The following is a 24,658-nucleotide window of genomic DNA, read 5'->3' as shown; positions in this document are numbered from 1 at the left end:
ACGCGAAGAGGCGGAGTGAGACAAGTCGAGGAGAGCCGAAAGTCCATCGCCCCTATATCGGGGCGATGGCGAATTCAGATCATGGCCTGTCCATATGATAGCAGGCAGCCGTCTGGCCGGGACGCACCAGTTCCGTCGGCGGCATCTCAGTGCGGCAGATGTCCGTCGCCTTCCAGCAGCGCGGCGAGAAGACGCAGCCCTTCGGCGGGTTGAGCGGCGAGGGCGGGTCTCCCTGCAGGCGGATGCGCGTGCGCTGCCGCGCGAGTTTCGGATCCGGGATCGGAGCCGCAGAGAAGAGCGCCTGCGTGTAGGGGTGTGCCGGATGTTCGAACACCGTCGCGCAGTCGCCGGCCTCCACGACCTTGCCAAGATAGAGCACCAGCACGTCATCCGAGATCAAGCGCACGACCGAGAGGTCGTGGCTGATGAAGATCAGCGTCAGCCCGAACTCCTTGCGCAGCTTGCGAAGCAGGGTGATGACCTGACCCTGGATCGACACGTCGAGGGCCGAGACCGGCTCGTCGCAGATGATGAGCTTCGGCCGGGTGACGACGGCACGGGCAATGCCGATGCGCTGCGCCTGGCCGCCGGAGAATTCGTGCGGATAGCGGTTGATCATCTCAGGCACTAGACCGACGGCTGCCATGATTTCTCGCACGCGCTCGAGACGCTGAGCTTTCGTCAGCTTCGGCTCAAAGACAGTGAGCGGCTCGGCGATGATGTCGCCGACCGTCATGCGCGGATCGAGCGAGGCGATCGGATCCTGGAAGATGATCTGCATGTCGCGGCGTGCGGCACGCATTTCCTCATCCGTCAGATCGAGCAGGTTGCGGCCCTGCCAGAGGATGCGGCCCTTCTGCGACTTCAGAAGTCGCAGGATCGAGCGGCCAAGCGTCGACTTGCCGCAGCCGGATTCGCCGACGATGCCGAGCGTGCGGCCCTCGGCGAGATCGAAGCTGACATTGTTGACGGCCGTCAGCATTAGCGGCGGTTTGAAGAAGGACTTGGAGGGAATCTCGAACTGGGTCGTCAGGTTCTCGACCCTCAAAAGCGAGCGTTCAGCCATGGCTCAGCAACTCCTCGCGACGGGGGAAGGGGTGGAAGCAGGCGGCACAATGATTTGCCCCCAGTGGTTCGAGCTGCGGCGGCCGGTCGATGCAATCGTCCTGAACCTGCGAACAGCGCGGCGAGAAATTGCAGCCCTTCGGCAGGTGCTGCAGGTTTGGCGGACGGCCGGGGATGACGACGAGATCGTCGACATCCTGATCCGGGCGTGGGATGGAGGCGTGCAGCGCTGCGGTATAGGGGTGAGCCGGGTTTTCGAAGAGTTCGTCGACCGGCGCTTCCTCGACGATGCGGCCGGCATACATGACAGCGACCTTGTCGGCGAGGCCAGCTACGACGCCGAGGTCGTGGGTGATCATGATCAGCGCCGTGTTCATTTCCGCCGTCAGATCATTGAAGAGATCGAGGATCTGCGCCTGGATGGTCACGTCGAGCGCTGTCGTCGGCTCGTCGGCGATCAGGAGCTTCGGCTTGGTCAGCAGCGCCATGGCAATGACAATGCGCTGGCGCATGCCGCCCGAAAGCTCATGGGGGTAAAGATTGAAGCGCCGGCTCGGATCAGGAATGCCGACGCGTTTCAGCATGTCTAGCGCCTCGGCGGATGCGGCCCTGGCGGTAAAGCCGCGATGGATCTCGAGTTGTTCCGTCAGTTGCCGGGAAATCCTCAGAGACGGGTTGAGCGCCGTCATGGGATCCTGGAAGACCATGGCCATGTCCTTGCCACGGACGCGGTCGAGTTCACCTGGCTTCAGGGCCAGCACGTCCTTGCCTTCCAACAGGGCCTGGCCGGTTGTTTTTCCGTTCTTGGCAAGCAGGCCCATAATGCCGAGGAAGGTCTGGCTCTTGCCGGAACCGGATTCACCGACGATGGCAATGCGCTCGCCCCGGCGAACCGTCAGGTTCATGTTGGAGACTGCCTTCACCTGCCCCTCGGGGGTCTCGAAGGTGATCGAGTAGTCCCTCAGTTCGAGAAGCGTATCTTTTTGTTTTTCTTGAGACATCCTATCGATCCTTCGGGTCGAACGCATCACGCAGCCCGTCGCCTATGAAGAGCAGGCTGAGAAGTAGGGCGACGAGGAAGCTCGCAGGGAAAATCAGCAGCCAGGGCATGCTTTCCATGGCGTCGGTACCCTCGGCAATCAGGGTGCCGAGCGAGGTCAGCGGTTCCTGTACACCGAAGCCGAGATAGGAAAGGAAGCTCTCGGTCGCGATGATCTCAGGCACGGTCAGCGCCGCGAAGATCACGACGGGGCCGACGAGGTTCGGAATGATGTGCTTGGTGATGATCTTGAAGGGCTTCTGGCCAGAGGCGCGGGCGGCTTCCACGAATTCACGGTGCTTGAGCGACAGGGTCTGGCCACGCACGATGCGGGCCATGGTCAGCCATTCGAGCGCGCCGATTGCTGCAAAGAGCAGATAGACGTTGCGGCCGAAGATCACCATCAGCAGGATGACGAAGAGGATGTAGGGAAGCGCATACATGATGTCGACGAAGCGCATCATGATCGAGTCCAGCCTGCCGCCGATATAGCCTGAGATCGCACCATAGAGCACGCCGATGACGACGGAGACGATGGTTGCCGTCAGCGCCACCGCAAGCGAAACGCGCGTGCCATAGAGGACACGGGCAAGCAGGTCGCGGCCGTTCGGGTCGGTGCCGAAATAATGGCCGCTTTCGAAGGACGGGGGCGCGCGGAAGGCCGCCCAGTCCGGATCTTCATAGTTGAAGGGGATGAAGCTGGGGCCAAGGAAGGCTACGATGATGAGCAGCAGCAGCACACCGATGGAGATGACGGCTGCCTTGTTGCGCGAGAGGCGCCGCAGCGCATCCTTGGTCAGCGAACGGCCTTCCGGAGACAGGCCTTCGGCCTCCAGCAGTTCGGCTGCAAGCAGCTCTCTTTTGGCGGGATTGAGGATCATCTGTTTCTCACTTTCGGGTCCAGCCAGGCATAGGCGATATCGACCAGAAGGTTCAGAAACACGATCAGCACCATGTAGAAGATGACCGTACCAAGAACCATGCCGTAGTCGCGGTTCAGCGCTGCGTTGACGAAATAGCGGCCGATGCCGGGCAATCCGAAGATGCTTTCGACAACCAGCGAGCCGGTGAGAAGGTAGCTTGCCGCCGGACCCAGATAGGAGACAACGGGCATCATGGCGGGCTTCAGCGCGTGGCGCATGACCGTGAGGCGCGGGCCGATCCCTTTGGCCTTGGCGGTACGGATGAAGTTCTGGTTCATCACTTCGATCATCGAGCCGCGGGTGATGCGCGAGATGCGGCCGGCATGCGGCAGCGCAAGAACCACAATCGGCAGGACGAGGAATTTGATCGAGCCGTCACCCCAGCCGCCGACTGGAAACCAGGCGAGGTGGATGCCGAAGACGAGCTGCATGATCGGCGCAATCAGGAAGTTCGGGAGCACAACGCCCACCAGAATGAGGGCACTCAGAATATAGTCCGGTGCTTTGTTCTGGTAGAGCGCCCCAAGACAGCCGACGGCCACGCCAACAATGATGGCAATCAGGAAGGCAGCCGTGCCGATGGTGAAGGTGTAGGGCAGACCGATCATGATCTGCTGGGCGACAGTGAAATCCTCGCTCGCGAAGGAGGGGCCGAGGTCGCCTTTCAGCAGGTCGCCGACATAGATAAGGTACTGCTGAACGAGCGGCTTATCCAAATTGTAGTGGATCGCAAGGTTTTTCAGGATCACCGGCGGCAATGGCCTTTCGCCATCGAAGGGGCCGCCGGGGGCAAGGCGCAAAACGAAAAAGCAGGCTGTGACGGCGATCCACAGGACGGGGATCGTCGACAGCAATCGACGGAGAGCGTATTTGATCATGGTCGTGGAGCGGCTCTTCCCGTAACTTACGGGAAGAGCCTTTCATCCTTATTCCTTGATGGACAGCCAGCGTGTGCGGTGGATGTCCTGAACGTTGTCGACGAAGCCTTCGATCTTAGGCGAGACGACGTTCTTGGAGACGTAGTAGTAGATCGGAAGTGCTGCGGAATCATCCAGCGCGAGCTGTTCGGCCTTCTTGAAGATTTCGGCGCGCTTCGTCAGATCGGTCTGAGCGTTGCCGTCCTTGATCAGCTTGTCATAGTCGGCATTCGACCAGCGGCCGTAGTTCATCTGAACGCCCGTCACGAGTAGGTTCAAGAAGTTGTCCGGATCGTTGTAGTCGGCGAGCCAGCCGGCACGGCCGATCTGTACTTCACCACGCTGCAGCTGATCGTAGTGGACCTTGGTTTCGGCGTTGACGAGCTCGACATTGACGCCGAGCGGCTTCCACATGGAGGCGATCGCCACGGCAATGCGCTTGTGGTTGTCGTTGGTATTGTATTTGAGCTCGGTGGTCAGCGGATGATCCGGGCCGAAGCCGGCTTCCTTCAGCAGCTTCTTGGCTTCTTCGACCTTGTCCTTGTAAGGAAGGTCCTTCCAGGAAACATAAGCGGGCTCCCCGTAGTTTGCCGTGCCCGGCGGAACCCAGGAGTAAGCCGGCAGTTCGCCGGTGCCGAGGATCTGTGGTCCGATGACTTCGCGGTTGATCGCCATGGAGAGAGCCTGGCGGACGCGCTTGTCGTTGAAGGGCGGCTTGGTCGAGTTGATGACGTAGTAGTAGAGGCCGGAGAAGGGGGCGACATGCGCCTGGCCCGGCAGGTTCTTCTTCATCCACTCGTACTGGTCGGTCGGGAAGTCGGTGAGGATATCGAATTCACCGGCGCGATAGCGCTTCAGCGCAGCTTCCTGGTCTTCAAGCACGAAAAACTTCGCGCCGTCGATCTTCAGATCCTTGACGCCGTAGTACTGATCGTTCTTGACGGTCGTGACGTGCGAACCGGGGACCCACTCGACCGGCTTGTACGGACCGTTGGTGACGATGTTGCCGATCTTGACCCAGTCCTGACCCTTGGCCTCGACGACATGCTTCGGCAGCGGATAGGCCGTGTAGTGCATCAGGGCGTTGATGAAATAGGGGGTCGGGTTCTCAAGGGTGATCTCGAGCGTCTTGTCGTCGATCGCCTTGATGCCGAGCTCGTTCAGATCGGTGATCTCGCCCTTGTTGATCTTTTCTGCGTTTTTGACGGTGAACTGCAGATAGGCGTAGTCGGCGGCGTTCTTAGGATCGACGAGGCGCTGGAAGGCGAAGACGAAATCGCCGGCCGTTACCGGCTGGCCATCGGACCACTTGATGCCGTCACGCAGCTTGAAGGTGTAGACTTTGCCATCGGGGGAAATAGTCCAGCTTTCGGCTTGGCCCGGAACCGGATTGTCCTTGGCGTCTTCGGTGACGAGGCCTTCGAAAATGTCGCCGGCAATACGGTTTTCCCAGTCGCCGGAGAGTTTCTGCGGATCCAGCGAGGTGGGATCGCCACCATTATGGATGTTCAGCGTGGCCGCATGGGCCGAAAATGCGAGCAATGAGCCAACCATTGCAGACGCGAGAAATTTTTTCGTGAAAAAGGACATACTGGGTCCACCTTTCTAGGCTTTGCGCCTTTTCTTTAGTCATTTGTTCCCGGTTTGACCTGTTACGTGCAGGTCAACGGCACCTTAACGCAAAGGTTTGGCGTTGCAACCCCTAAACCGGTGGGTAGCATTCGGGTGTGGACAAGCTTATAAGCGTCTCCCTTTTGTCGGATCGCGACTGCCCGATCTTCGCTCAAGAGCAAAGCCATTAGGCTGTTGTTTTTTGCTTCGCCGCCATTAGTCTTGCGTTCGAAATGAAGCAGGAGACGGCGGATTATGGCATTGCTGACAGGCGGGAATGCGGATTGGTGGCGCGGCGCGGTGATCTATCAGGTCTACCCGCGTTCGTTTCAGGATACGAACGGGGACGGGCTTGGTGATCTCAAGGGAATAACCCGGCGTCTTCCCTATATCGCCAGCCTCGGCGTCGATGCGATCTGGCTCTCTCCCTTCTTCAAGTCGCCGATGGCCGATATGGGCTATGACGTCTCCGACTATTGCGACGTCGACCCGATTTTCGGCACGCTCGAGGACTTCGACGCGATGATGGCAGAAGCCCACAGGCTCGGCATAAAGGTCATCATCGATCAGGTGATTTCCCATACGTCCGACCGGCATCCATGGTTCGTGGAAAGCCGTTCCAGCCGCACGAACGACAAGGCCGACTGGTATGTCTGGGCCGATCCGAAGCCCGATGGGACGGCGCCAAACAATTGGCTGTCGATCTTCGGTGGGCCTGGATGGGAATGGGACGGCGTGCGCCGGCAATATTACCAGCATAACTTCCTGACCTCGCAGCCGGACCTGAATTTCCACAGCAAGCCGGTTCAGGATGCGCTGCTGAAGACGGTGGAGTTCTGGCTCGACCGCGGCGTCGACGGTTTTCGTCTCGACACGGTGAACTATTATTTTTGCGACAAGCTGCTCCGGGACAATCCGCCGCATGAGCCGGACCCGGATCAGCCCGGTCTCGACGCGCCCGATACCAATCCCTATGGCATGCAGAACCATCTTTACGACAAGACACAACCGGAGAACCTCGAATTCCTCAAGCGTTTCCGGGCTCTGCTCGATCAATACGAGGGGCGTACGACGGTCGGTGAAGTCGGTGACGGCGCACGCTCGCTGAAGACTGTTGCGGCCTATACGACCGGCGGTGACAAGCTACACATGTGCTACACCTTCGATCTGCTTGGTCCGGATTTCACCGCCGCCCATATCCGCACCTGCGTCGAGACTTTCCAACGCATGGTGAAGGATGGCTGGGTCTGCTGGGCCTTCTCCAATCACGACGTCAACCGCCACGTCAGCCGTTTCGCGCTGACGGAAGAGGAGCGACCCGTCATCGCCAAGCTGGCGATTTCCGTGCTGGCATCGCTTCGCGGTTCGATCTGCCTCTATCAGGGCGAGGAGCTGGGGCTGCCGGAGGCGGAGCTTGCCTTCGAGGACCTGCGCGATCCCTATGGCATCCGCTTCTGGCCGGCCTTCAAGGGCCGTGACGGATGCCGCACGCCGATGCCATGGGAGGCCGGCAAGGCGCATGCCGGTTTCACCAGCGCCGAGAAGAGTTGGCTGCCGGTGCCCTATGAACAGGCGGCGCTTTCCGTGGATACGCAGGAAAACAATGACAATTCGGTTCTGCATCATTACCGGCGTACGCTGGAATTCCGGAAGGCCTATCCGGTGCTGATCGACGGCAGCCTGGAATTTGTTGGCAGCAATCAGGACCTGCTCGCCTTCGTGCGCGAAAAGGGAGACGAGAAACTGCTCTTCGTCTTCAACCTGACGCGAGAGGCTGCGGAGTTTCAGCTTCCTGCCGGCATGGTGCTGGGCGCTCCATTGCCCATGCCAGGGTTCAAAGCCGCCGCCAGTGCCAAGACAGTGCAGCTCGACGCGCTTGACGCCTTCTGTGCTCGGATCAGCTGATAAGCGCGAAGCGATCGACGTCCACCATCCCCTTGTCCGAGATCTTCAGATGCGGGATCACGGGCAGGGGCAGGAAGGCGACCTGCAGGAAGGGTTCCTCCAGGGTCGTGCCCAGCGCATAAGCAGCCTTGCGCAGATGATGCAGCGTGTCGCGCACCGTCTCGTAGGGTTCCAGGCTCATCAGGCCGGCGACGGGCAGCGCGATCTCGCCGGTGATCTTGCCGTCTTCGACAACGACGAAGCCGCCCTTGATCTCGCCAAGGCGGTTGGCCGCAAGCGCCATATCATCCTCGCTGACGCCGACGACGCAGATATTGTGGCTGTCATGGCCGACTGTCGAGGCGATGGCGCCCTTTTTCAATCCGAATCCCTGTACGAAACCGTTGGCGTGATTACCGTTCTTGCCGTGACGCTCGATGACGGCGACCTTGATGATGTCGTTGCCGAGATCGATGGTCGTCTGATTGCCTCTGGCCGGCAGGCGGTAACGGCGATGCTCAGTGATGATCTTGCCGGGCATGACGCCAATGACGGGCGTTTCTCCCTCCGAAACAGGCACGCCGAAATGGGCTGCGTTGACGGGGCGAGCCTTGACGCTGTCGAGACCAACGGGCTCAACGGGCTTGCGGGCGGAAAAGAGCGCATCGGTGACATGACGGCCGGCGGAAAAAACCATGTCCGCCTGGCAATTTTCCAGACTGTCGATGACGACAAGATCGGCTCGCCAGCCGGGGGCCACAAGCCCGCGGTCGCGCAGGCCGAAAGCACGGGCAGCCGAGATCGAGGCGGCCCGGTAGATCGCCAGCGGCTCGACGCCCTCTGCAATTGCCGTGCGGATCATGTAGTCGAGATGGCCCTGCTCGGCGATATCGAGCGGATTGCGGTCATCGGTGCAGAGCGCAAGATAGGGCGAGAGGCGCTCGGTGATGATGGGCATCAATGCGTATAGGTCCTTGGAGACGGAGCCCTCGCGCACGAGGATATGCATGCCCTTGCGGATTTTCTCCAGTGCTTCGGTCGCGCTCGTGCATTCATGCTCGGTGCGGATGCCGGTGGAGAGATAACTGTTCAGATCATTGCCTGAGAGCAGTGGCGCATGGCCGTCGATATGCCCGCCCTGGAAAGCATCGAGCTTCGCCATGCAGACGGGATCCTTATGGATCACGCCCGGAAAATTCATGAATTCGGCAAGGCCGATGACCTTGGGATGGTCGCGATAGGGCAGGAGGCTTTCGACCGGCAGATCGGCGCCCGATGTTTCCAGATGTGTGGCCGGCACACAGGAGGAAAGCTGGACGCGGATATCCATGATCGTTTCCAACGCCGAAGCGAGGAAGAATTCGATGCCCTCCTTTCCAAGCACATTGGCGATCTCATGGGGGTCGCAGATGACCGTCGTCACGCCATAGGGCAGGACGCAGCGGTCGAATTCATGTGGCGTGACGAGCGAGGATTCGATGTGCAGGTGCGTATCGATGAAGCCGGGAACGACGATCTTGCCGGAAATGTCGATTTCGCTCTCGCCGCTGTAGCTGCCGCAGGTGCCGACAATACGCTCGCCGCCGATGGCAACGTCCGACTGGACGAGTTCGCCCGTTACGAGATCGAAGAAGCGTCCGCCTTTCAGAACAATATCGGCCGGTACGCGACCCACACCCTGATCGATGAGACGTTCGAGCTTGGCGGTCATAACTATCCTCGCATGTAATCGATTCCGCGAGTTATAGCGCATCTGTCTGCGGATTGGATGCCCGCAAACGAAACCGGGCGCCAATGGCGCCCGATCCGGTGTCTCGTTCGTTTCTATTACTCGGCGGCGACGATCTTGCCGCCTTCCCACTTGTAGAGCGAGAAGCTCTGCGAGGTGAGATCGCCCGTCTCGCCGTAGGTGAGCTTGCCGATGACGGTCGGGATCTGCTCGCCGCCCTTCAGGGCAGCCGCGACGGCTTCCGCGTCCTCGGCGCTGCCGGCCTTCTCGATGCCGGCCTTCAGCACTTCAACGGCAGCATAGGCGTTGAGCGTGAAGGCTTCAGCGGGGATCTTCTTGGCGGCGAGCGCATCGGCAGCAGCCTTGGAGTCCGGGCTCTTCGTTGCGTCGGAGGCGTTGGTGAACAGGGTGCCGGCTGCCGCATCCGTGCCGATCGTCCAGAATTCGGTGTTGGAGAGACCGTCGCCGCCGATGATCTGGGCGTTGACCGAAAGGTCATGCAGCTGACGGGCAAGCAGGCCGCCTTCCGGGTGATAGCCGCCGAAATAGATGAGATCGACCTTCTCGGCCTTGATGCGGGTCGTCAGCGCTGAGAAGTCCTTGTCGCCGGGCGTGATGGAGTCGTTGATGATTTCGGTAACGCCGCCGGCATTCAGCGTTGCCTTGAAGGCGTCTGCGAGACCCTTACCGTAAGCGCCCTTGTCGTTAATGATGGCGACGCGCTTGTCCTTGAAGTGTTCGAGAACGTATTTGGCGGCGACTTCGGCCTGCTGGTCGTCGCGGCCGCAGGTGCGCAGAACGTTGGTCAGACCACGCTTGGTAAGGTCAGGCGCCGTTGCAGTCGGCGTGACCATCAGCACGCCGTTTTCGGCCAGAACGTCGGACACCGGGATGGCGACGCCGGACGTGACCGGGCCGACGACGAAGCGGATGCCTTCGCCGACAACCTTGTTTGCGGCGGAAACGCCCTGCTTCGGCTCGCCGGCGTCGTCAGCGAGTTCGAGCACGACCTTCTCACCGAGAATGCCGCCGCTCTTGTTGATTTCATCGACGGCGGTCTGCGCGCCGTTCTTTACCTGGTCGCCATAGGCTGCCACCGGACCGGTCAGCGGCGCGATGAGGCCGATGGTGATATCCGCATGTGCAAGCGGCGCAAATGCCAGTGAGGCAACGAGCGTCGCTGTCAGAGTCTTCAAGGCCATGTTCTGTCTCCTTGGGTAGGGTCGTCTTCGACCACCGGTTGTTTGCCGCGCGGGCCGTTCTTCGTCAGCGATCCCTTTGGGAGCGTGCCAAGGACGAGGAAAAGCTACGCGATCAATGAGCCTCGCGGCCATATTTGGCTCGCTCTGCACATGGCAAGATTTCTAGGAATTTCGGTGAGATTCCGCAAGATGATAACAAGATCGGGCTCGCTTTCGCCAAATCTCGAAAGATTGCGCCCGATTTTTTGATTTTTCAGTCCATTTCCCGCAATTTTCGGTCTGCCCTGTCCAAGCTGTTCCGCAGGCCCAGCGCCGTGTCCGGGCAATCTCGGTCTGCAACTGTGGTTTTGCTGTTTTAGCAGGTTAACAATTGATTCTAAGAATCCCAGTATAACTACCATTCCCTAGTATATTGTTGCGGTGCAATATCCGATTTGTCGATAAAGGCATATAGCGGGAATAGATATCCGGATGCTCAAGCGTATTGAAGCCAGGCAGGTGCGGACCGGAATGTTTATCGAGATGGTCGAGGGTATCTGGCACGATCCTCTTCTATGTCGCCGGCGGTTCTTACTGCGGCGCGAGAGCGATACGCTGAAGCTTAACGAGTGTGCGGACGCAGGTGTCGTGATCAACACCACCAAGGGCCTCGATGTCAGGAACACCTCGCGTAAGATCGAGATCGACGTCAGGGCAGCGCGCGAGACCATTCAGAAATCCGTCGAGGTGCTGGAAAATGTCTTCGGTCGGCTGCAGGGTGGAGATGCGATTACCGTTGATGAGGTCGAGCCGGTAATTTCCTCCGTTTCCAAATCGATGGATGACTACCCCGCCGTGTTCATCAGCGTTACCCGGCTGAAGTCCAAGGACGAAGTAACCTTTCTGCATTCCCTTTCGGTCAGTGCTTTGATGGTCCTTTTCAGCCGCCACCTCGGACTGGATGAGGACGTGGTGCAGACGCTCGGCACGGCAGGTCTATTGCACGACGTCGGCAAGCTCGAAATTCCGCTCGAAGTGCTCAACAAGGAAGGGCGCCTGAGCGAAGACGAGATCCAGTTGATCCGTGACCATCCGGAAAAAGGGCATGCGATCCTGTCGCGCCAGGAGGGCATGTCGGAAATCGTTCTCGACGTCTGCCTCAATCATCACGAACGGATCGACGGCAAGGGTTATCCACGCAAACTGTCACGCGGTGATATCAGCCTTCACGCACGTCTTGCCGCGATTTGTGATGTCTATGACGCCGTTACTTCGGCGCGCCCCTACAAGACGCCGTGGAGCCCGAAGGAGGCGCTGACCTGGATGCTAGCCAATGAGGGGCATTTCGACCGCCGGCTCGTCAAAAAATTCGCCCTCTGCCTTTCGGTCGCCTCCGTTTCCTGAGGCAATCCTATTTTCATGACAAGAGTCTGCGGGGATTTGGTCCGCCGAAGCTCCGGAGATGAGGACCTGCGCTATTGTCGAGGGAGTGCCTTTCCCAGGAAATCGGTGACCATGCTGGCAACCTGCCGATGAATAACTTCTCGGTCCGCGCCCATACCGTCCCGACAGACGATGCTCTCGCCTGGCGCTTCCTTCTCGATAAGCTGGGCGGCGCCAGGTTTGCAGGGCTGCATGAAGCTGAAATGCAGCGATCCGGGGACAAGGCTGTAAGTGGTGGTTGCTGACGGCAGATAGCGGGCTACGTAGCCGGAATCCATGTTGGTAGCGGCTATGTCCGCCTTGGTTGCCATATCCGCGTCGACATCCGCAGCAGCACCTAGCACCATGACGGGGACATGGATTGCCGCAAGGCTTGCTGGTGTTAGTCCGCGACCGGGGCCGAGATCAAGTGTCACGACCGCACGAATTCTTGCATCACCGAGATTGGCGGCCATCGCCGCATTGGAGGCCGCATCGCGCCCGATGCCGAGCGCTTCGAATATTTTGCAATAGATCGGGCTGAATTCAGCCAGGCAATTCTTTGCCACCTTGGCTGCATCGAAACGGCCGCCCGCCAATTCGAAGACCGTCCAGCCGCCGAGCGAATGGCCGATGGCGGCAATCCGATCGGATGCTACGCCGCCCGACAGACCAGGATTGTCCAGCAGCGCATCGATCACGCGGCTGAGATCGCCGGGGCGCTTCCACAGTTCTACAGCGTCGGGCTTCCGCATATCGAATGTCGTCGTACCGGGATGATCGGGCGCGGCGACGACATAGCCTGCGTCAACGAGATCGGCGGCAAGCCAGGCGAGGTTACGCCAGCTGCCGCCATAACCATGGGAGAGGACGACCAGCGGATGCGGGCCGGCTGTAGGCTCGGCGTCCTTGATTACAGGTTGGCCGATGAAGGCCGGTGTTTCGCCGAGAAGGACCGGTGTGGCGTCAGACGCTGTCGGATACCAGATGCTGACATGCATCGGGTGATCGACGCTTTTGCCGGACAGGGTGGTTTCGCGGAAACCGGTTCCCGCATGTGCTGCTGATACAAGCAGGAGAAGCAGGGGGAGGATAAAGGCAAGTCTCGGCATGGGATCTCCATTGGGTTGATTTGCCCTGTCTGGAGGAAATCCCCGAGGTTGGAGACCGATAACGCGATCGAGGTCTCCGATATCAAAAGAAAGGGCGAAGCCGGAGCCTCGCCCTCGAATTCACTTGGGATTGAACTCAGATGTTGTTCTGCAGGATCGTACGCAGTTTGCCGAAGAGTTCGTCGATATGCTTCTTCTCGATGATCAGCGGTGGCGAGAGAGCGATGATATCGCCTGTTGTGCGGATCAGCAGACCGCTTTCGTAAGCCTTGAGGAAGGCCGTGAAGGCGCGCTTAGTCGGCTCGCCGGCGATTGGGTCGAGTTCGATGGCGCCGATGAGGCCTGTGTTTCTGATGTCGATGACGTTGGGGCAATCCTTCAACGAATGCAGCGCATCGGCCCAGTAGTCGGAGAGTTCGGCTGCGCGCGTCAGCAGGCCCTCTTCCTTGTAGGTGTCGAGCGTTGCAAGTGCTGCGGCCGAAGCGATCGGGTTGCCGGAATAGGTATAGCCGTGGAAGAACTCGATCATATGTTCGGGGCCGTTCATGAAGGCATCATGGATTTCCGAGGTCACGAAGACGGCGCCCATCGGGATGACGCCGTTGGTCAGGCCCTTGGCGGTGGTGATGATATCGGGCTTTACGTCGTAATATTGGGCGGCGAAGGGAGCGCCGAGGCGGCCGAAGCCGGTGATGACCTCGTCGAAGATCAGCAGGATACCGTGCTTGGTGCAGATCTCACGCAGCTTCTGCAGATAGCCCTTCGGGGGAATGAGCACGCCGGTAGAGCCGGCGACCGGCTCGACGATGACGGCGGCGACCGTGGAAGCGTCATGCAGGGTGACGATGCGCTCGAGTTCGGTCGCGATATCGCCGCCAATTTCGGGTTCGCCGCGGGTGAAGTTGTTCTTGCCTGGCAGATGGGTGTGCGGCATGTGGTCGACGCCGGTCAGCAGCGTGCCGAACATCTTGCGGTTGGTGACGATGCCGCCAACGGAGATGCCGCCGAAATTCACGCCATGATAGCCACGCTCGCGACCGATCAAACGGAAGCGTGAGCCATTGCCCTTCACGCGGTGATAGGCGAGCGCCACCTTGAGCGCCGTTTCCACCGATTCAGAACCGGAATTGGTGTAGAGGACGTGATCCATGCCCTCGGGGGCGATGTCGACCAGGCGGTTGGCGAGTTCGAAAGCCTTGGGATGGCCGAGCTGGAAGGCCGGAGCATAATCGAGTTCGCCGGCCTGTTCGCGGATCGCCTCGGTGATCTTCGGGCGGCAGTGTCCGGCATTCACGCACCAGAGGCCAGCCGTACCGTCCAGAACCTGACGGCCGTCATGGGTTTGGTAGTACATATCCTTCGCGCTCACGAAGAGGCGCGGTTCCTTCTTGAACTGGCGGTTCGCGGTAAAAGGCATCCAAAAGGCGCGAAGGTCGTTTGGCGTTGCATTCAGGCGGTTGGACATGCTGTTCTCCTGGCCGTTGGGGAGGCCATTCCCGTTTTAGGCTTGGCGCCGTTTATATTTACTGCCCGGTCAAATTATCAGCGCTTGGCAAGGCGTCAAGCCGAAGAAGCACAGCTGTCTGCAGCTCCCGGACACTTCGGACGTCATCAATTCTTTGCCGGGCATTGCTACGAAAATCGATGGCCGCAATGGCCGAGGGCGTTTCATTCATTTCCTTGAAATTCAACCGTTTTTACCGGAGGTAGTCATGACAGACCGCCAGAAAACCAGGCCGCGTCCCAATCCGCGGCGTGTATTTGCGCCGAGCTACGGCACCATTCTCGAAGAAGGCGTTCGTCGCCGTACCGTCCTGAAGGGCTTTATCGCAGCCATGGGCGCCGCCGCTCTTGCGCCGGCGCTCGAAGCAACGAGGGCTGAAGCTGCCGAGTCGACGCTCACTTTCACGGAGCTGAAGCGTGTGCGTGACACTGCCGACCACTGGCCTGATGATTACGAGCGCCAGATTCTCGTTCGTTGGGGTGACGCTCTCTTTGCCGACAGCCCGGAATTCGATGTCGCCAAAACTCAACGGCAAGGCCGCCGAGCGCCAGTTCGGCTACAACAACGACTTCACGCAGTTCCTGCCGTTGCCCTGGGGCGAGAAGAGCTCGGACCACGGCCTGATGGTCGTCCAAGCAACAAAGCCGGCAATTCTTGCGAATTGCCGGCCTCTAAGTCTTCACGTGCTGAAATAACGTAAGCAGCGTCCGCGGAAACATCTCCTTGGAGCGTTGCTCAGACTGACATCATGTCAGCACTAACATCAGGCTGCAGACCTACTCCGGTTCTCGGTCACGTAGATATCCTCGAGCGTTGCGAGGATCTTCATGACAGGCTCGGAGTTGCTGGAATAGTAAATCGTCTGTGCATCACGACGGGTCTTGACCAGCTTCTGAGCGCGCAATTTCGACAGATGCTGGGAGAGGGCCGACTGGCTCAGGCCGACCTGGGTAGCGAGGATGCCGACAGGCACTTCTCCCTTTACCAGGCTGGTGAGGATCAGCAAACGCTTGGGGTTGGCCATGGCCGATAATAAAGCTGCCGCCACATTGGTGTGCTCGGCCAAATCAGAGGTTTCCATATTTTTTCTTCCTAATGCGAAACGTACATCATCCGTACAGGCACAGGCCGTCAGACGGTTCTTTGACTGACGGCGAAAACTAGCAATTGGGCTCGAAGATTGTATATACCTAAATTTAAGGTATCAGGTATGCTATTTTAGATATGTTTGAACAAATGTGATCTATGTCCTCTGCGGGTGTGTCGAACTCGCAACGCATCAATAAGTCACCTGAAATCATATCGAAACCCGCGGAATCGACCCCACAGATGCGCCAGGGACCCGCTTCAGAGGCCTTCAGCCTCGATGTCAGCGCTGACAGCAGGTCCGGATGGCGCACTACTAAATCTTGCACTGCAGCCTCAGCTTTTTCGGCGATGTCATCATTTGCCAGGGAGTGAATCACGAGATCGCTCCCGTTCAAAACGTAAGCTCGGCCGAATCCGCCATTGAGACTGGCCGATTGCGGGATGAGGCGGAAGAAACGGAAATCCGAGAAATCGATATAGAGTGCCGCTTTGGCATGACGGCTGAGAAAACGGGTGCGGATGCGCGCGTGGAGGGGCGTATCCCGCTCCACCTGTTCCGCACGGCATTGGGTCGTCAGGCGGGGATAGGCGAGCGGATCGCCTTTGCCGGGCTCACCGGTCAGGAGCGAAGCCCTGGCGTCGGCGGCAAGCGCTTTCGTGTGGGTCGAGAGCGCGGAAACGAGGATAACGGGCACGCCGTCTATGTCGGTGCCGAGCAGAACCCGGCTTGCAAAGGGAAAGCCGGTTTCAGGATCGAGAACGGCGAGGGCCGCATAGCGGGCGGACCGCAAGAGGGTGCGCGCCAGCTTGCGGGCCTCATCGTCGGTTTTGCGGAGCGTAGAGAACGGTTCTTTCATACTCGCGTTGTGGCAAAGCGGAGTGAAGGGATCAAGTCTAAAGCGTGTCGCGATCTCCAAGATTCGCCTGCCCCACGCTTCACCTCTTTGCTTTAAGCATGCCGCCACCGCAAAACCGCCGCACACCTTGCGCGACGTGCTTATTCCTTCCGCCTGTGCCGCGTGAGGCCGGTGACGACATCCTGCGCCGAGATCGTGCCGATGATCTGGCCGTTGTCGACCACGCCGATACTGCCGGGCTGGCGGGAGAGGGAGTCAAGGATGTCGACAAGCGGCGTCGTTGGGCGTGCGGTGGCACTGACCGACATGCCGATTGCCGCATCGCCAAGCCCGGGCTGCATGACGTCGGAAGCCATTAGCATGTTGATCGGGTTCATATTCTGCACGAAATCGGCGACATATTGATCGGCTGGGTTCTTGACGATCTCCTGCGGCGTTCCGCACTGGATGATCCGCCCGCCCTCCATGATCGCTATGCGGTTGCCGATGCGGAAAGCCTCGTCAAGATCGTGGCTGACGAAGAGGATGGTTTTCTTCAGCCGCCGCTGGAATTCCAGCAACTCGTCCTGCAGTCGCGTGCGGATCAGCGGATCGAGCGCGGAGAACGGCTCGTCCATCAGCAGGATCGGAGCGCCGGTGGCAAAGGCGCGGGCAAGGCCGACGCGCTGCTGCATGCCGCCGGAGAGCTCGTTGACCTTACGGTCCGCCCATTTCGTCAGGTTGACGAGTTCGAGCTGTTCGCCGACCCGGCTCTTGCGCTCTGCCTCCCGCACACCCGCTAACTCGAGGCCGAAGCCGACATTCTCTGCAACGGTGCGCCAGGGCAGAAGGGCGAACTGCTGGAACACCATGGAGACCGTATGCGTGCGCAGGTCGCGCAGCGCTTTGGCATTGCATTTGTAGGGGTTTACCGGTCCCGTTGCCGCCGAAACGGCGACGTCGCCGCGCACAACGGGCGCAAGCCCGTTGACAGCACGCAGGAGCGTCGACTTGCCGGAACCCGAGAGGCCCATCAGCACGAGGATCTCGCCTTCCTCGATGGTCAGCGAGGCATTGGCGACACCCAGAACAAGGCCGGTCTCGGCGCCGATCTCGTCGCGTGAGCGACCCTGATCGACCATGGCGAGCCCAATTTCCGGCCGATCGCCGAAGATGATGTTGACGTCTCTGAAACTGACCGCGGTCATGCGCCGTCTCCTTCGCCTGCGGTGCGGAACATGCGGTCGAGAATGATTGCCAGGATGACGATGCAGAAGCCGGCCTCAAAACCCTTGGCGATGTTGACGGTGTTCAAGGCACGCACGACCGGTACGCCGAGACCGGGAGCGCCAACGAGGGCGGCGATGACGACCATCGAGAGGGAGAGCATGATGGTCTGTGTCAGGCCAGCCATGATCTGCGGCGTTGCAAAGGGCAGCTCGACCTTGCGCAGAACCTGGATCGGCGTCGCGCCGAAGGCGACGGCGGCTTCGACGAGGGAGGGGGGCGTCGAGATGATACCGAGGCGGGTGAGGCGGATGGGGGCCGGGATGGCGAAGATGACGGTTGCGATCAGGCCCGGCACCATGCCGAGGCCGAAAAGGATAAGCGCTGGAATGAGATAAACGAAAGTAGGAATGGTCTGCATGAGGTCCAGAACGGGCCGCATGGCGGCATAGATCCAGGCGCGGCGGGCAGCCGCAATGCCGAGCGGAATGCCGATCACCATGCTGACGAAGGTCGCAGCGAGCACGAGCGCCAGTGTTTCCGTCGTCTCCTTCCAGTAGCCCTGGTTCATGATGAGCAGCAGTCCAAGACAGGTGAAGACCGCCACTGTAATCGACCGGCGCAGCCACCAGGCGAGGAGGCTGATGGCAAGGATGGCAATCAGCGGATTGGGTGTCTGCAGCACGAAAAGCAAGGCATTGATGACGTGCGACAACAGCGCGGAGAGTTGGTTGAAGAACCATTCGCCGTTCGATGTCAGCCAATCGACAAAGGACTTGGCCCAAGGACCAATGGGAATTTTAGCGTCAGTGATCCAATTCACGAGGCGCGCCTGTCTTTTTGAGAACGAAGATCGGGATGAAAACGAAAACGGGGCGGCAGATCCGCCCCGGTCATTTCATCAGAGGCCGAGGCCGGACTTGACAGCCGCCAGGCCATCGCCGCTGCCGTCGCGTGTCTTGACGCCGGCAAGCCAGGGTTCGACCGTGGACGGATTGGCCTTCAGCCATTCGCCCGCTGCCTTTTCCGGATCTTCGCCGTCATTCAGGATCTTGTTCATGATCTCGTTCTCCATTTTCAGGGAGAACTTGAGATTCTTGATCAATGTCCCGACGTTCGGGCACTCGCTGAGATAGCCGGCACGCACGTTGGTATAAACTTCGGCGCCGCCGAAATTCGGTCCGAAGGTGTCGTCGCCACCCGACAGATAGGTCATCTTGAAGTTGGTATTCATCGGATGCGGTTCCCAACCGAGGAAGACGATGGGCTTGCCATCTTTCTCGGCGCGGGCAACCTGCGCCAGCATGCCCTGCTCGGAGGATTCGACCAGTTCCATCTCCTTCATTCCGAAGGTGTTCTTGTCGATCATGTCGATGACGTGGCGGTTGCCGTCATTGCCGGGCTCGATGCCGTAGATCTTGCCCTCGAGATCGTCCTTGTGAGCAGCGATATCCTTGAAGTCCTTGATGCCGAGTTCGGCGCCCTTTGCATTGGTCGCCAGCGTGTACTTGGCGCCGACGAGGTTCGGACCGTAGGACTCGACTGACTTGTCGTCGAGATAGGGCTGGATATCTGCCTTCTGTGACTGCATCCAGTTGCCGAGGAAGACGTCGATGTCCTTATTCTTCATCGAGGTGTAGGTGACCGGCAGGGAGAGAACCTTGATATCGGTCTCATAACCGAGCTTCTTGAGAAGCAGAGAAGCGGTCGCAGTGGTGGACGTGACGTCCGTCCAGCCGATGTCCGAGAGATGGACGGTGGAGCAGCTTTCAGGATCTGCGGAGAAAGCAGCCGTCGCGACGGAGAGGGCAGCGATCGCAGTTGCGGTGACGAGTTTGAATGCGCTTGTTGTTTTCATTTTAGACTCCCAGTCTTACGTTCCCAAGCCAACCATCAATAGACCAGTTTTACAAGCGATCTCGGCGCGTTTGCGGCGTTCCGGACTATGTGATTGCGACGTGCCGCATTTTGGGAAAGCCTGAATTGCAAGGCTTTTGGCGATTTCATCGCCGGATTTCCTGTGACTATCGATTTGCCGGGGCTTTTCTTTGCGTTCTCCAGCTTTCAAGAAGCCAGATAAGGAGAATCCGATGGCAAAGCTCTATTTCAACTACTCGACGATGAATGCCGGCAAGTCCACCATGCTGCTGCAGGCCTCCTATAACTATCAGGAGCGCGGCATGCGCACGGTTCTCTTGATCGCTGCCTTCGACGATCGGGTGGGCCGGGGCGTTATCGGTTCACGTATCGGGCTCGAAGCAGAGGCCATTCCTTTCGAGGGTGACAGTGATCTCTACGCGCTGGTCCGCGAACTCAGCAGCGAAGGACAGGCGATCTCCTGCGTCTTCGTCGATGAGGCGCATTTCATGACGCGCGATCATGTCTGGCAGCTTGCCCGCGTGGTCGACCGGCTTGGTATTCCCGTGATGGTCTACGGCCTGAGGACGGATTTCCAGGGCAAGCTCTTCCCGGCTTCGCAGGAACTGCTGGCGATTGCCGACGAGATGCGGGAAGTGCGCACCATCTGCCATTGCGGGCGCAAGGCGACCATGGTCGTGCGGCTCGATACCGAAGGCAAGGTGTTGCATGAGGGCGCGCAGATCGATGTCGGCGGGAACGAGAAATATGTTTCGCTGTGTCGCCGCCATTGGGATGATGCAATGAACGGCGAATGGGTTGCCGAGCCGGTCTGAATACGCCTGTTTTCTTTAAAGCAACAAGTGAATAGTCTGGAAGACGGAGATTCCCTGGGAGTACTCGGTGCGCAAAAGCCCGCCTTTCGATAGCCAGTACGATGCCGCCCGTGACCTAGCCGAGGCGATGGCTGGCGAGGCTGATTATTGTGCTGCCTGCATCACAGGTTTCGATGGCGATGGGTCGCGCTCATCCGACGAGATTTTCCTGGAGCAGAATGCGCGTTTTCAGGCATTCTTGCATGACAGTACCACGCTCGATGTGCTGCTTGCCGAGCTCGTTTTTTCCCTCGACCGGCTGACGGCCAAGGTTTCAGCCGATCTCGACAGTTTTCGCGGGCTGACCCGGCGCGAAAAGATGGCCGGATGGTTTTCCCGACAGCGCATGTGGCGCATGCATAGCGCGCGGGTGCGGGAGGCGCCGGTTGTGGAGCAACTGCTCGATCTTCTGACGAAATCCGATCTTCTGGCGGCGCTGCTCGATGGCCAGAGGCGATCCTTTGCCGCGCGTCACAAGAGCGCCGAACTTAGTCTCGTCGACATCGTGGAGCACCGGCGACGGCTCGTCGACGAGATTGATATTGCACGGATGCGGATGAAGGAGCTCAACGCCAAGGCATTGAACACGCAGGGGCGCATTGGCGTCTATGGAAACAAGGCGCACTGGGAGCAGATGGAGGCGGAGCGCCTGGCGCTAAAAGCGGAGGCCGAGCGCATTTCCGTCGAAGAACATACGATGCGCGACGAGAGCCAGCGGCGCGAACGCTTCATCAACATGTTCCAGGCCTTCGTTGACAGGCTGAACGGCGGTATCGCCAGCTGCAACGTGCTCATCCGCAAGCTTTCGGTCGATACCGAGGAGCGCCTCATCATCTATCAGGCGCAAGTCGATACCGACCGTCCGGGCATGAGGGTGAGGATCAAACCGGAGCTTTTCCCTGATATCGCCGCATCAATCGCGCTTTTCGAAAAGGGCATGCTGGTGCCTCAGGATCTGGTCCAGCGAAAGAGCCGCGCAGACCAGGAATTTGCGCGGAAATTTCCCATCTATGCCGAGGAGCGCTCGGACGCGCCACTGATCGATGTGGTGCGAAAATCTCCCACGTTCGGGCTCGGATTCTTCCGTTCGCTGCGCTCCTGACAGGGTGGTGAGGGAAGGCGCATCCGATCTGTCACGTCTGGTTCGCGTACCGTTTGGCGGAAATATCCTTGTCTGTTGTTGTACTTGGCTGATCAAGCGCATATGTGGATGGAGAGGATATCCCTGTTTTCGCCGCCTGACAGGAGACGACGATGCTCGACCGGATTACCGGTTTTTTCAGACTGATCGGCAAGACGATCAGCCGCTGGGTTCGCCTTTTCGCGGCCTGGGCCTTCTGGCCATTCATGGCCGCGCACGGATGGTATGCACGGCGGACCTGGATGATCCGGCTGCCGATCATCGCGTTTCTCGCACTTCTCGTCGTCCTCTACGGTTATTTCGTCTGGCAGACGCAGGTCTGGTCGAATTTCAATACCAATTTCGTCGATCAGTACCGCCTTTCCGATCGCAAGGTACCAGTAGGGCAGGAAATTCGAGCGGCGGACGGGACTGCCGCCAAGACCTGCCAGCGTTCGGCGATCGTCGATGTCGCGGCCGATCTGACGGATTTCAACGTCAACCAGAACGCCTGGATATCGTCGATGGTGCTCTACAAGATGGGCTTCTTCGGCATCGATTGGGACCATACACCCTTCTTCGACAACAAGGCCTCCTTCCAGCGCGGCATCAACCAAGCGGTTCGCCGGACATCGGCGGAGCTTGTCGATACGCTGGGGCGCGTGCGCGGCACATCAGGCGTCAACAACGATCTGCAAAGTGCGCGCGGCAACCTGCAATTTGATGAATCTAGCTGGTATTTCGGCCTCAGTCCTTTTGGACCAAAGACGCCGACGCCGGCCTATTATCGTGCGGCGATCAACAGCCTGCGCAAGTTCAATACCGATCTCGCCGGCTGCAATGCGGTCTTCGACGGCCGTGCCGACAACCTGATGCAGTTCATCGACCGCATCGCCAACGATCTCGGCAGTACCTCCGACATGCTGGCCGAGCGCTCGGAAAACCACAATCGCGGCTGGTTCGACACGCGTGCCGACGATCGATTCTGGTTCGCCTATGGCCAGCTCTATGCCTATTACGCGATTCTCTCGGCGGCGCAGGCGGATTTCTCTCAGGTTGTGTCGGAGCGAAACCTCGGGGCGATCTGGGCCGGCACGACACGACAATTTCAGGCGGCACTTCGTATTCAGCCGGCAATCATTTCCAACGGACGAGAGGACGGCTGGATCATGCCGAGCCACCTCGCCACGATGGGTTTCTATATATTGAGGGTTCGATCGAACCTCGTTGAAATCCGCTCAGTGCTGGACCGTTAGAGCGCCGCACGGCCATTCGGGCGCACAAAAGACGCTCTAACTCTTCGAAACCAAGCTTCCCGTTAAACCGGAGTGCCGCCGTCCTCGAAGCCGACGATACGCAGCTTTTCGACAAACTCATATGTGATGCCGACGATGCCGCCGCCGCTGGCGTCGTCGCGGAACTGCCCGACCGAGCGCACCATCTTGTAACCGCCGTGTCTGTTGTCGACGCGATAGACATAATGGAAGCCGACCCGGTAGAGGCTCGCCTGCTCGAAGGTCTCGGCGATCAGCAACCGGTCTTCCTCGTGGATGCGGGACATGAGTTCGGTCAGGTTGACCGGACCGTCACTGTAGGGAAGATCGAAGATCTGGTGTACGTCTTCGCTGGCGAAGAAATGTCCGGTCTCAAGATCCATCCGCCAGAAGCCGAAGAGGCGGTAGGCGGCGAACATGGTCACCGCTTCAGCATCGGTAACGCCGATGTGGGCGCGGGATTGCAGCCGATGTTCGACGGCTGGCTGTTCGAAACGAAGAGGCACGGTTTCCCCCTAATTCGGGATGACGCGCTGATTCTCTTCTGATTCCTCAGTTGATCAGCTTCAATCGGATGGCTTTTGCTACCAACTGGGTGCGGTTGACGCAATCGAGTTTTTTAATTGCGTTGGTCATATAGGCATTTACCGTATGATCCGACAGCGCCAGGATCTGGCCGATCTCGATCGAGGTCTTGCCCTGCGCCGTCCACCGCACGACCTCGAGTTCACGAGCCGAGAGCGCGCTATGGGCGCTCACCTCATTGCGCTTTACGCTGTTGTAGGTGTCGAGGGCGTGAAGAACGACCATCGCAAGCTCATTGATTTCGGCCTGGCCGAGGGACGTGCGTTCGCCGACGAACAAGAAGGCGAGGCGCTGTCCATCGGCGGAGTTGATCGGCATGGCAAAGCCGGCAGTCATGCCGTGCTGCAGCATCAAGTTCCTGACGCCGGCGGGGAAAGACTGGGCGTCACCAGGGTCGCTGAGATGCCAAACCTGAGGTACGACCGATTCCCTCATTCGTGCGGCAAAGGGTGAGACACGCAGCATATGCCCGCGGTCGAAATCTCTGATGTATGAAGCCGGAAGCGAACTCTCGATGATCAGCGGCTTGAGCAGCAAATCTTCTATTGTCGGCGCGTTCAGCAGAGTGGCATGTTCAAAACCGAATGCGGCGGCCACCCTTGCGAGCGTTTGTACGAAGAGGCCGCGCGTACGTGCCCCTGCCAATTCGCTCGACAACAATGACTGCCTTTCAGAGGTAGTCATGTAAGACATTATATGCCCCCGCAAGTCCCCATGTTACGAATATGAAATACATAAATCCGATTGCACGCTAGCTCTAATTGACTTAGCTCGCGCTGATTAATTCATTTTGTGAAAAATTAACCAGATGAAAAACGCGTTTAAGTTGTTTTTTGATCTATACGGGTAGAAGGGCAGTGCCTTTTACCTCCTCCATGACCGCATAGGTGTGTGTTTCGCGTACGCCGGGGAGGGAAAGAATCACCTCGGAGAGGAACTGGCGATAAGCTTCCATCCCCGCCATGCGCGCCTTCACAAGATAGTCGAAGCCGCCTGCGACCATATGGCATTCCATGACGTCATCGCTGCGTTTTACTGCCGCGGCAAAGGCGTCGAAAACGTCAGGTGTGGTACGATCGAGCTTCACCTGAACGAAGACGAGGAGACTGCGGCCGAGCTTTTCCGGCGAAAGGATTGCCATGTAGCCGGTGATGTAACCGTCTCGGGTGAGCCGCTTGACGCGCTCTGCGGTCGCCGTGGGAGACAGGTTGACGCGTTCGGCGAGCTCTATGTTGGAGAGCCGTCCCTCCTTCTGCAACGCACGGAGAATCTTACGGTCGAGACGATCGAGCTCTTTCATTTTTCGCGGCCTTTCAGGGAGTCGGTAGGCGAAGATCATGTTGGCAGGGCTCAGTTTAGTGAAAAACACCACGAATGAACAGCTATGTTGCCGAAATCACGGAGAACA

At 59.1% G+C, this 24,658-nt stretch carries 23 protein-coding genes; 6 read left to right on the top strand and 17 right to left on the bottom strand.

The features are described from left to right. Positions 1 to 79: 79 nt before the first annotated feature. From FHT78_RS05045 to FHT78_RS05025, 5 genes are read right to left on the bottom strand one after another with little or no spacing between them, the layout of a single operon-like run. Complete coding sequence (locus FHT78_RS05045) at positions 80 to 1,066, bottom strand: oligopeptide/dipeptide ABC transporter ATP-binding protein (protein WP_183741226.1); 987 nt, start codon at positions 1,064 to 1,066, stop codon at positions 80 to 82. Beyond that, complete coding sequence (locus FHT78_RS05040; protein ID WP_183741224.1) at positions 1,059 to 2,066, bottom strand: ABC transporter ATP-binding protein; 1,008 nt, start codon at positions 2,064 to 2,066, stop codon at positions 1,059 to 1,061. The genes FHT78_RS05045 and FHT78_RS05040 overlap by 8 nt, the downstream gene beginning before the upstream one ends. Position 2,067: 1 nt before the next feature. After that, positions 2,068 to 2,985 (bottom strand): ABC transporter permease subunit, encoded by a 918-nt coding sequence (locus FHT78_RS05035; protein WP_183741222.1) that lies wholly within the window; start codon positions 2,983 to 2,985, stop codon positions 2,068 to 2,070. Further along, positions 2,982 to 3,905 carry an ABC transporter permease subunit gene (locus FHT78_RS05030; protein ID WP_183741220.1) on the bottom strand — a complete coding sequence of 308 codons (924 nt, stop codon included), beginning with the start codon at positions 3,903 to 3,905 and terminating at the stop codon, positions 2,982 to 2,984. Before FHT78_RS05030 ends, FHT78_RS05035 begins: the two co-directional genes overlap by 4 nt. 48 nt (positions 3,906 to 3,953) lie before the next feature. Then, complete coding sequence (locus tag FHT78_RS05025) at positions 3,954 to 5,534, bottom strand: peptide ABC transporter substrate-binding protein (RefSeq protein ID WP_183741218.1); 1,581 nt, start codon at positions 5,532 to 5,534, stop codon at positions 3,954 to 3,956. A gap of 276 nt (positions 5,535 to 5,810) precedes the next feature. Between FHT78_RS05025 and FHT78_RS05020 the strand changes: the two genes are divergently transcribed. Continuing rightward, positions 5,811 to 7,460 carry an alpha-glucosidase family protein gene (locus FHT78_RS05020; RefSeq protein ID WP_183741216.1) on the top strand — a complete coding sequence of 550 codons (1,650 nt, stop codon included), beginning with the start codon at positions 5,811 to 5,813 and terminating at the stop codon, positions 7,458 to 7,460. On the opposite strand, the gene ade is transcribed toward FHT78_RS05020, so the two are convergent. After that, positions 7,453 to 9,150 carry an adenine deaminase gene (gene ade / locus FHT78_RS05015; protein WP_183741214.1) on the bottom strand — a complete coding sequence of 566 codons (1,698 nt, stop codon included), beginning with the start codon at positions 9,148 to 9,150 and terminating at the stop codon, positions 7,453 to 7,455. The two genes, FHT78_RS05020 and ade, sit on opposite strands and share 8 nt — an antisense overlap. A gap of 116 nt (positions 9,151 to 9,266) precedes the next feature. After that, positions 9,267 to 10,370 (bottom strand): branched-chain amino acid ABC transporter substrate-binding protein, encoded by a 1,104-nt coding sequence (locus FHT78_RS05010; protein ID WP_183741212.1) that lies wholly within the window; start codon positions 10,368 to 10,370, stop codon positions 9,267 to 9,269. A 471-nt stretch (positions 10,371 to 10,841) separates the two neighbouring features. Here FHT78_RS05010 and FHT78_RS05005 point away from each other — a divergent pair, with 471 nt between their 5' ends. Next, on the top strand, positions 10,842 to 11,753 hold the full coding sequence (locus tag FHT78_RS05005) for an HD-GYP domain-containing protein (RefSeq protein WP_183741210.1): 912 nt from the start codon (positions 10,842 to 10,844) through the stop codon (positions 11,751 to 11,753). Positions 11,754 to 11,824: 71 nt separating this feature from the next. On the opposite strand, the gene FHT78_RS05000 is transcribed toward FHT78_RS05005, so the two are convergent. Next, entirely contained in the window at positions 11,825 to 12,883 is a 1,059-nt protein-coding gene (locus FHT78_RS05000) for an alpha/beta hydrolase (RefSeq protein ID WP_183741208.1), read from the bottom strand. Between the two features lie 136 nt (positions 12,884 to 13,019). Continuing rightward, positions 13,020 to 14,348, bottom strand: coding sequence for an aspartate aminotransferase family protein (locus FHT78_RS04995; RefSeq protein ID WP_183741206.1), 1,329 nt, complete (start codon positions 14,346 to 14,348; stop codon positions 13,020 to 13,022). A gap of 461 nt (positions 14,349 to 14,809) precedes the next feature. Here FHT78_RS04995 and FHT78_RS29245 point away from each other — a divergent pair, with 461 nt between their 5' ends. Then, the gene (locus FHT78_RS29245) at positions 14,810 to 15,082 is read left to right on the top strand and encodes a hypothetical protein (RefSeq protein ID WP_246715084.1); all 273 of its coding nucleotides are present in this window, start codon (positions 14,810 to 14,812) and stop codon (positions 15,080 to 15,082) included. A gap of 68 nt (positions 15,083 to 15,150) precedes the next feature. On the opposite strand, the gene FHT78_RS04985 is transcribed toward FHT78_RS29245, so the two are convergent. The 5 genes from FHT78_RS04985 to FHT78_RS04965 form a co-directional block, all read right to left on the bottom strand. Then, positions 15,151 to 15,468: a metalloregulator ArsR/SmtB family transcription factor gene (locus FHT78_RS04985; protein ID WP_183741204.1), complete on the bottom strand. Its 318-nt coding sequence runs from the start codon at positions 15,466 to 15,468 to the stop codon at positions 15,151 to 15,153. A gap of 115 nt (positions 15,469 to 15,583) precedes the next feature. Next, the gene (locus FHT78_RS04980; protein ID WP_183741849.1) at positions 15,584 to 16,333 is read right to left on the bottom strand and encodes a pyridoxamine 5'-phosphate oxidase family protein; all 750 of its coding nucleotides are present in this window, start codon (positions 16,331 to 16,333) and stop codon (positions 15,584 to 15,586) included. Between the two features lie 140 nt (positions 16,334 to 16,473). Then, a complete protein-coding gene (choV, locus tag FHT78_RS04975) occupies positions 16,474 to 17,520 on the bottom strand; it encodes a choline ABC transporter ATP-binding protein (RefSeq protein ID WP_183741202.1) in 1,047 nt (348 codons plus the stop codon). Then, positions 17,517 to 18,362, bottom strand: a complete 846-nt coding sequence (gene choW / locus FHT78_RS04970) for a choline ABC transporter permease subunit (RefSeq protein WP_183741201.1) — start codon at positions 18,360 to 18,362, stop codon at positions 17,517 to 17,519. The genes choV and choW overlap by 4 nt, the downstream gene beginning before the upstream one ends. A 78-nt stretch (positions 18,363 to 18,440) precedes the next feature. Continuing rightward, entirely contained in the window at positions 18,441 to 19,397 is a 957-nt protein-coding gene (locus tag FHT78_RS04965) for a choline ABC transporter substrate-binding protein (RefSeq protein ID WP_183741200.1), read from the bottom strand. A gap of 232 nt (positions 19,398 to 19,629) precedes the next feature. Here FHT78_RS04965 and FHT78_RS04960 point away from each other — a divergent pair, with 232 nt between their 5' ends. The 3 genes from FHT78_RS04960 (at position 19,630) to FHT78_RS04950 (ending at position 22,647) form a co-directional block, all read left to right on the top strand. After that, on the top strand, positions 19,630 to 20,232 hold the full coding sequence (locus FHT78_RS04960; RefSeq protein ID WP_183741199.1) for a thymidine kinase: 603 nt from the start codon (positions 19,630 to 19,632) through the stop codon (positions 20,230 to 20,232). A gap of 67 nt (positions 20,233 to 20,299) precedes the next feature. Beyond that, positions 20,300 to 21,373, top strand: a complete 1,074-nt coding sequence (locus FHT78_RS04955; protein ID WP_183741198.1) for a hypothetical protein — start codon at positions 20,300 to 20,302, stop codon at positions 21,371 to 21,373. Positions 21,374 to 21,525: 152 nt separating this feature from the next. Next, on the top strand, positions 21,526 to 22,647 hold the full coding sequence (locus FHT78_RS04950) for a DUF2333 family protein (protein WP_183741197.1): 1,122 nt from the start codon (positions 21,526 to 21,528) through the stop codon (positions 22,645 to 22,647). 62 nt (positions 22,648 to 22,709) lie between these two features. Here the strand turns inward: FHT78_RS04950 and FHT78_RS04945 are convergent, their stop codons facing one another. The 3 genes from FHT78_RS04945 to FHT78_RS04935 all read right to left on the bottom strand — a co-directional run bounded on the left by FHT78_RS04945 (position 22,710) and on the right by FHT78_RS04935 (position 24,550). Further along, positions 22,710 to 23,171, bottom strand: a complete 462-nt coding sequence (locus FHT78_RS04945) for a PAS domain-containing protein (RefSeq protein ID WP_183741196.1) — start codon at positions 23,169 to 23,171, stop codon at positions 22,710 to 22,712. Positions 23,172 to 23,217: 46 nt separating this feature from the next. Next, positions 23,218 to 23,943, bottom strand: a complete 726-nt coding sequence (locus tag FHT78_RS04940; protein WP_183741195.1) for a LuxR family transcriptional regulator — start codon at positions 23,941 to 23,943, stop codon at positions 23,218 to 23,220. A 145-nt stretch (positions 23,944 to 24,088) separates the two neighbouring features. Continuing rightward, positions 24,089 to 24,550, bottom strand: a complete 462-nt coding sequence (locus FHT78_RS04935; RefSeq protein ID WP_113428410.1) for an Lrp/AsnC ligand binding domain-containing protein — start codon at positions 24,548 to 24,550, stop codon at positions 24,089 to 24,091. Positions 24,551 to 24,658: the final 108 nt, after the last annotated feature.

This window comes from Rhizobium sp. BK196 (assembly GCF_014193255.1).
Lineage (GTDB): Bacteria > Pseudomonadota > Alphaproteobacteria > Rhizobiales > Rhizobiaceae > Rhizobium.
This window is presented reverse-complemented; position numbering and strand designations above follow the sequence as displayed.